The sequence below is a fragment of the Novosphingobium sp. CCH12-A3 genome, from assembly GCF_001556015.1.
Lineage (GTDB): Bacteria > Pseudomonadota > Alphaproteobacteria > Sphingomonadales > Sphingomonadaceae > Novosphingobium > Novosphingobium subterraneum.
Genome location: NZ_LSIA01000243.1, coordinates 1 through 3087 on the forward strand (window position 1 = coordinate 1; position 3087 = coordinate 3087).

Annotated in this window: 4 protein-coding genes; 3 read left to right on the forward strand and 1 reads right to left on the reverse strand. The window is 62.3% G+C overall.

Features of this window, described 5'->3' with window-relative positions; genetic code table 11:
* The first annotated feature begins 206 nt into the window (after positions 1-206).
* Both AX703_RS20150 and AX703_RS20155 read left to right on the forward strand, forming a co-directional pair.
* Positions 207-1262, forward strand: a complete 1056-nt coding sequence (locus tag AX703_RS20150; RefSeq protein WP_197423786.1) for a DUF2493 domain-containing protein — start codon at positions 207-209, stop codon at positions 1260-1262.
* Positions 1263-1695: 433 nt separating this feature from the next.
* Positions 1696-2007 carry a hypothetical protein gene (locus tag AX703_RS20155; RefSeq protein ID WP_062346696.1) on the forward strand — a complete coding sequence of 104 codons (312 nt, stop codon included), beginning with the start codon at positions 1696-1698 and terminating at the stop codon, positions 2005-2007.
* Positions 2008-2134: 127 nt separating this feature from the next.
* Here AX703_RS20155 and AX703_RS20160 read toward each other — a convergent pair whose 3' ends face one another.
* On the reverse strand, positions 2135-2362 hold the full coding sequence (locus AX703_RS20160; protein ID WP_062346698.1) for a hypothetical protein: 228 nt from the start codon (positions 2360-2362) through the stop codon (positions 2135-2137).
* 472 nt (positions 2363-2834) lie between these two features.
* On the opposite strand from AX703_RS20160, the gene AX703_RS20165 reads away from it, so the two are divergent.
* Positions 2835-3087 (forward strand): ribbon-helix-helix protein, CopG family (locus AX703_RS20165; protein WP_062346701.1); only part of this gene is annotated, 253 nt, incomplete at its 3' end.

Here is a 3087-nt window from a genome sequence, read left to right on the forward strand (position 1 = left end):
GATTGGCGGCCGTCAAGGATCGCGGGTGCCCCCCGATTTTGGCCTGCTGCGGCTACCGCCTTGCGAGCAAAAATCGGCTCCCCCCACGCCCGCGACACGCGGCGGCAGCGCGGGCGCGCCGCCGTCCCTGACTGCCTGACTCCGGCGTCCTTCCGATGGGCATCTTTCATCAGCGTGATGAGAGACAATTCCTTTTGGAGGTTATCATGACGGACCGTTTCTCGAACTTCGCCGACCTTGCCGAACACTATGCGCGCGAAATCGCCACGCCCGACTACGCCCGGGCATTCATGGAGCAGACCGAACTGGCCAAGCTCTCGATCGAACATGAGCCGAGCGCTGCCGAAATGCCCGACCCCGAGGTGGCCCAAGCAGCGATCGAGATGATGCTCGCGACCGTCTTCGACCTGTTCCGCGACACCCGGATGGAGGACTTTGCGAACGAAGTCGCCTGGGGCATCGCCAACAGCTTCCATGTCGTCGCCAAACGCCTCGATGACCGCGAGGATGCCATGGCGAACCAGTTGCAGGAAAAGCTGCGCGAATACGATCCTAGCGAGGTCTACGCGACCGACCTTGAGGACCTGACCATGCAGGCCCGCAGCCTTGCCGAATGCCGCGATGCGATGGAGTGCATGCGTGACCATGCCGCACGGATCTACCTTGTCGAAACCGGTCGGCCTTTCTCGCCGGTGCGGGGGTCCAGGGTGTCGTCCAAGACCAATGCCTCGATGATCGAAGCGCGCGACTATCTTGCGTCACAGAAGGCGCAGCGGCGCGAGCAGTTTGCCCCATCGGGTCCGGTCGTGGTGTTCTCGGGCGGACAGCAGTTCACCGACATTGCGCTGGTTGAAGACTATCTCGATGCGATCCATGCCAGGGTCCCGTCGATGGCGCTTGCAACGACCGCCCAAAACAAGGGCGCGGACGTGATCGCGGCGGCCTGGGCATCGCGCCACAATGTACCGGTGATCCTGTGCAAGCCCGATACCTCGCGGGGACCTTCGGCGCCCTATCAGCGCAACGCGCGCATGCTCGCCTTCAAGCCTGTCGAGGCGGTGGTGTGCAGCGGCGGCGGCATCCAGGCGAACCTTGCCGACCGGCTCCGGGAAGCACGCATTCCCTTGCACATCGTGCGCGATGCTTCGGTCCAGAACGAGGCTCCGGCGGCGCGGACCAAGGCCGCAGCGCAAGCTGAGCGGCCTGCGATGAAGCGCACGGCATGTGGCACCGTCAATGGCGATGACCTCCCGCCATTCTGAGCGGGGCCTGCTCCGATTGTATCAACCAGAAGGGTGTCCGGCCTCACCGCCGGATGCCCTTCTTTTGTGTCGATCGGGACGCACACTGTCATGGCCCGGCTCGCTCGCTTCTTGCCCCCGCCAGTAATGGCTTGACGGCCTGCTGGCGGGCACGCGAAGGCTTCGCATCGGCCGGGCGCTCGAGATCCGTGCCTGGGACCACCGGGTGTGCTGCCCAACAGGGTTAAATACTCTCGCAGACTTCCAAGTATGATGGCCGCCATTGGCCCGCGTCAAGAAGGGCGGTTCCCCCAATTTTTACGCCTGAAGAAGGCGAAAAAATCGGCTCCCCCACCCCCGCTGCGCGGCGGGCCGCGAGCGGCCCGTTCCTGACCCGGACCAAGCTCGGCCATCCCTGAGGAGACCTCTTCAATTCCTTTGACAGGAGGCTCACATGAACGCTCTTACCAAGACCCTCGACATCCCGGCTTTCGACCACATCAGCTATGACGCAGCAGTGCGCGCTGCGACGATGCGGGCCCAGCACAGCTTCTTCGACCAGCACGTCATCGAAGACGAGTTCGGCTGCTTTCTCGCCATCGACGAGGGTGACTATAACGCCCTGCCCCAGGACCTGATCGACCGGATCGTCCATTCTGTCCCGGGCATGATGGCCGACGACTTCGACGAAGCGAACATCGCCCGCGCCGCGAGCTTCATGAGCGTGGTGATGGATCCCGACTGGGACGCCGACTGCCCGTTCTGACATGCCGCATATCGCACTGCGCCGGAGGGCTCTTGAGGGGCTCTCCGGCCCCTCTTTTTGCGTGTGTTCAATAAAGCGCAGCCGGGGCATCGAGCCCCGGCTGCGCTGGCCTCTGCCGAGGCCGGTTTCAGCTTGCCCGCAGGCGCTTTTCCGCTTCGTCCAGACCGAGCTTTCCGAGAGCGGCGAAGAATGCTTCGACCCTCTCGAAAGGCGCCTTGCCGAGAACCGATTTGTGCATCAGTTCGACACTCGCTGCCCGCTCGCTTTCGCGCAGTTTCGTCTCGCGCGCTTCCAGCGCCTGACGCTCCTTCGCGATTGCCTGTCGTTCCGCTTCAAGGCTTCCTTTTCTGGCCATGTTGATACCTCGTGGGTTGGTGCTGAAACCTCCCGGCCTGAGGATTCCAAGCAGCGAGCGCAGTGGCAAGCCTTTTGCCAACGGTCCTGCAAATAAATCGTGCGGCCAGTCCTGTAATCAGCGGCGCTCATTGGCTCCAGGACAGGCGGTCAAGGCCCGACTCTATGCGCATCAAAGACCAACAACCACCCACCAGACACAAGGCATCGGATTAAGGGGATGGATTGCACACCCTACACGGCAGGGCCGTAGCGAAAATGGCGGAAATGCGTGTGTGTACAGAGTGGATCTTTGGTAATACAGCGTATTACATTGCTGTAGCCTGCCGGTAAAGTCCCGGAATTCCGCGATTTCATCGGTATTACAATGTAATACGCCATTTGGTCCCCAACCCCATTCTTGCCAAGGGCCCGCCGATGCCCTAAAACCCTTCTCGCGCAATCTCCACCAGGCCCTTTCGAAGGGCGTGGTGATGACTGAAACAGTTCTGATAACCCTCCGGCTTCCACAGCCGCTGGCCGATGCGGCGCAGGCTGCCGCAACCGCGCAAAACGTCTCCCGATCGAACCTCTTGCGAATCGCGCTTGAGCAATTCCTGGGCGTCATGTCGGGCACCAGCGAGGCGGACCGGCGCCGGCAGTTCTCGGCCGAGTATCTGTTCCTGGTCGCTGACCTCATCGTGCAGCGCCAGTACCCCGATGCCCATAGCGCGCTGATCACCGAAG

Bases quoted from the DNA above. Each gene is read 5' to 3' on its own strand.
- AX703_RS20150 (WP_197423786.1), top strand. From the start codon at position 207: ATGACGGACCGTTTCTCGAACTTCGCCGACCTTGCCGAACACTATGCG.
- AX703_RS20155 (WP_062346696.1), top strand. From the start codon at position 1,696: ATGAACGCTCTTACCAAGACCCTCGACATCCCGGCTTTCGACCACATC.
- AX703_RS20160 (WP_062346698.1), bottom strand. From the start codon at position 2,362: ATGGCCAGAAAAGGAAGCCTTGAAGCGGAACGACAGGCAATCGCGAAG.